This window comes from Streptomyces viridosporus (genome assembly GCF_002078235.1).
Lineage (GTDB): Bacteria > Actinomycetota > Actinomycetes > Streptomycetales > Streptomycetaceae > Streptomyces > Streptomyces viridosporus.
The window spans coordinates 1-4,303 of the sequence record NZ_MSGP01000243.1 but is presented as its reverse complement, the minus strand read 5'-3'; the positions used below and the strand labels follow the sequence as shown (position 1 = coordinate 4,303).

2 protein-coding genes are annotated in these 4,303 nt (G+C 73.9%); both read right to left on the bottom strand.

The genetic code is table 11. The features are described from left to right. Window positions 1–146: 146 nt before the first annotated feature. Complete coding sequence (gene treY, locus B7L92_RS18205; protein WP_081238624.1) at window positions 147–2,543, bottom strand: malto-oligosyltrehalose synthase; 2,397 nt, start codon at window positions 2,541–2,543, stop codon at window positions 147–149. 89 nt (window positions 2,544–2,632) lie between these two features. Then, a partial coding sequence (gene glgX / locus B7L92_RS18200; RefSeq protein ID WP_081238623.1) for a glycogen debranching protein GlgX occupies window positions 2,633–4,303 on the bottom strand: 1,671 nt, incomplete at its 5' end.

Genomic DNA, 4,303 nt, shown 5'->3' with positions numbered 1-4,303 from the left:
GGTCTCCTCGAGCAGGCCGCCGAGGCCTTCGTCGGCCTGCTCGAGGAGACCTGGCCGCTCGCGGCAGCGGCCACCGCGTCGTACGAGCCGCTGACCGCCGAGGGGTCCGCGACGGCGTCCCGCTGAGGCCGGCCGCGCGCGGGCGGTCAGCCGTCCCGTCCGCCGGCCCGCTCCAGCAGGGCCACCGGCCACCGCTCGAACAGTTCCGCCACGCGCGCGTGCCCGGTGAACTCCCGTCCCGGTTCCAGCGCGTCGGCCCACCGGCCCGGCGGCAGCGGCAGGCGCGTGTCCCGCCAGCCGCCCGCCTCCGCCAGCCGCAGCGACAGCCGGGTGACGGCGGTCAGCGCCTGCCCGGAACGCACGAACGCCACGCAGTGCGCCGCCGCGGGCCCCTCGGCGGTCAGCGGCTCGTACGACGCCGTGTCGCCGAAGACGTCCGGCCGCCGCGCCCGCAGCCGCAGCGCGGCCCGCGTCACCGCCTCCTTGCCGCCGCCGTCACCGGACGGCCCGGACGGCCCGGAGGGCTCGAGCGGCCCGGCCGGGAAGTCCACCGTCCGCCGGTTGTCCGGGTCCACCAGGGCCCGGTACTCGCCCTCCGTGCCCTGGTAGACGTCGGGCACCCCCGGCATCGTCAGATGGACCAGCGCCGTGCCCAGGACGTTCGCCCGGATGTGCGGCTCCAGCGCGGCGCGCAGCGCCGCCACCCGCTCGCCCGGCGCCCCGCACGGCCCCGCCGCCACGAACCGCGCCACGGCCTCCTCGTACGCCGGCTCCTGCTCGGTCCAGCTGGTGTGCATCCCCGCCTCGCGCACATGCTTCAGCAGCGTCCCCCGCACCCGCTCCTCGTCGGCGGGCCCCAGCCCGAACACCGTCTGCCAGGCCGCCCACGCCAGCTGGGCGTCCGGCACGCCCTCGCCGGTGCGCGTCACCTCCGCCAGCACGTCCGCCCAGCGCCGCGGGCACTCCGTGAGGACGTGCAGCGCCGCCCGCACGTCGGCGCTGCGCTTGGTGTCGTGCGTCGAGACGACCGTCCCGGTGGCCGGCCAGTCGCGCTGCACCCGCGCGCAGTACGCGTGGAACCGCTCCGGGGACACCGCCGGGTCGCCGGGGTCCTGGCCCACCTCGTTCGCCGACAGCAGCGGGACGTAGCGGTAGAACGCCGTGTCCTCGACGGACTTGGCCCGCAGCGCCGACGCGGTCTGCGCGAACCGCGTACGGAACTCCACCTGCCCCGGCCCGTCGCCGTACCGCCCGAGCACCAGGTCCCGTACGACGTCCACCGCCCCCGCCTCCTCCGGGACGGCGAAGGCGAGCCGGGCCTCGGCCGCGGCCTCCTCGGTGACCACGGCGGACGCGTCCACCGACGCGTAGGGGCGGTACACCTCCAGCCGGACCAGCAGCTCCTGGAGCGCGGTGCGCAGCGCCCAGGGGGCGCGGTCGCGCAGCGCGGGGTCCGGCGAGGTCGCGCACAGCCGGTCCGCCACCCGGGTCAGCCGGTCGACCTCGGTGGCCAGCTCGTGCGTGATCACCTTGTACGCGGCCCGCCGCGCGGTGGCGTCCCAGTCGCCGCCCCGGTCCGTCTGCGGGGCGGCGAACCGCCGGTACCGGCCGAGCAGCTCCCCGAGCCCCGCCGGGTCCATGAACAGGCCGTCCACGTGCCGCAGGGCGTCGTAGCCGGTGGTGCCCGCGACCGGCCAGGAGGCGGGCAGCGGTTCGCCGTCGGCGAGGATCTTCTCCACCACCGTCCACCGGCCGCCCGTGGCCTCGTGCAGCCGCCGCAGATAGCCGTCCGGGTCGGCGAGTCCGTCGGGGTGGTCGACGCGCAGCCCGTCGATCACCCCCTCGCGCAGCAGTTCCAGGACCTTGGCGTGCGTGGCCTCGAACACCTCCGGGTCCTCCACCCGCACCCCGATCAGCTCGGAGATGCTGAAGAACCGCCGGTAGTTGAGCTCGGTGCGGGCCAGGCGCCACCACACGGGGCGGTACCACTGCGCGTCCAGCAGCTGCGGCAGCGGCAGGTGGGCCGTGCCCTCCCGCAGCGGGAACGCGTGGTCGTAGTAGCGCAGCACGTCGCCGTCGGTCTTCAGCCGGTCGAGTTCCGCGCCGAGCGGGCCGCCGAGCACGGGCAGCAGCACCTGGCCGCCCTGGGCCTCCCAGTCGATGTCGAACCACCGCGCGTGGCGCGAGGCGGGCCCCTCGCGCAGCACCTCCCACAGGGCGCGGTTGTGGCGCGGGGACATCGCCATGTGGTTCGGGACGATGTCCACGATCAGGCCGAGCCCGTGCTCCCGCGCGGTGCGCGCCAGGGACCGCAGGCCCTCCTCGCCGCCCAGCTCCGCACGCACCCGCGCGTGGTCCACCACGTCGTAGCCGTGCGCGGAGCCGGGGACGGCCTCCAGGACGGGGGACAGGTGCAGGTGGGACACACCGAGCGAGGCCACGTACGGCACGGCCGCCGCCGCGGCCGCGAACGGGAAGCCGGGCTGCAGCTGCAGCCGGTACGTGGCCGTGGGCACCGCCGGGTCAGGTTGCTCGAGGGTCATGGGAACCTACGTACCCGCCCCGCCGCCTTTCGTGCCCCCGCTCGCCCCACCGGGCCACCCGTCGCCCGGACGGGTGGCCCCCGGGTGCGCTACACCGGCCGCTGCAACACCGTCAGGCTCCGGTCGGTCAGGGTCAGCCGGGCACCGGCCTGCACCTTGGGACCGGTGCCCGGCGGGACGCCGTCCGCACGGGCCGTGTCCACGACCACCTGCCACTGGCGGCCGTGATCGACCGGCACCACGAAGTCCAGCGGCCTGGGCGAGGCGTTGAACATCAGCAGGAACGAGTCGTCGGTGATGCGCTCCCCGCGCTGCCCCGGCTCGGAGATCGCGTTGCCGTTGAGGAACACCGTCAGCGCCGACGCCCGCGCCGAGTCCCAGTCCCGCTGGGTCATCTCCTTGCCCTCCGGGGTGAACCAGGCGATGTCGGACAGGTCGTCGTGGGTGCCCTCCACCGGCCGCCCGTGGAAGAAGCGGCGCCGGCGGAAGACCGGGTGGTCCTTGCGCAGCCACACCATCGCGCGGGTGAACTCCAGCAGCTGCCGGCGGACGTCGCCCTCGCCGTCCCCGCCCTCCTCGGGCCAGTCGAGCCAGGCCAGCTCGTCGTCCTGGCAGTAGGCGTTGTTGTTGCCGCGCTGGGTGCGGGCCACCTCGTCGCCGTGGCTGATCATCGGCACGCCCTGGGAGAGCATCAGCGTCGCGATGAAGTTCCGCATCTGCCGGGCCCGCAGCCGCAGCACGTCCGGGTCGTCGGTCTCGCCCTCGACGCCGCAGTTCCAGGACCGGTTGTGGCTCTCGCCGTCCCGGTTGTCCTCGCCGTTGGCCTCGTTGTGCTTGTCGTTGTACGACACCAGGTCGTGCAGGGTGAAGCCGTCGTGGCAGGTCACGAAGTTGATGGAGGCCAGCGGGCGCCGTCCGTCGTTCTGGTACAGGTCGGAGGAGCCGGTCAGCCGGGAGGCGAACTCCGCGAGCGCGCGCGGCTCGCCCCGCCACAGGTCCCGCACGGTGTCCCGGTACTTGCCGTTCCACTCGGTCCACAGCGGCGGGAAGTTGCCCACCTGGTAGCCGCCCTCGCCCACGTCCCACGGCTCGGCGATCAGTTTCACCTGGGAGACCACCGGGTCCTGCTGCACCAGGTCGAAGAACGACGACAGCCGGTCCACCTCGTGGAACTGCCGGGCCAGGGTCGCCGCGAGGTCGAAGCGGAACCCGTCCACGTGCATCTCGGTGACCCAGTAGCGCAGCGAGTCCATGATCATCTGGAGGACGTGCGGGGACCGCATGAGCAGGGAGTTCCCGGTCCCCGTGGTGTCCATGTAGTAGCGGGGGTCGTCGGTCAGCCGGTAGTACGAGGGGTTGTCGATGCCCTTGAAGGACAGGGTCGGGCCCAGGTGGTTGCCCTCGGCGGTGTGGTTGTAGACCACGTCGAGGATCACCTCGATCCCGGCCTCGTGCAGCGCCTTGACCGCCGACTTGAACTCCAGCACCTGCTGGCCGCGGTCGCCCCAGGACGCGTAGGCGTTGTGCGGGGCGAAGAAGCCGATGGTGTTGTAGCCCCAGTAGTTGTTCAGGCCCATGTCCACCAGGCGGTGGTCGTTCACGAACTGGTGCACCGGCATCAGCTCCAGCGCGGTCACCCCGAGCTCGGTCAGGTGCTCGATCACCGCCGGGTGCGCGAGGCCCGCGTAGGTGCCGCGCAGTTCCTCCGGCAGCCCCGGGTGGCGCATGGTGAGGCCCTTGACGTGGGCCTCGTAGATCAC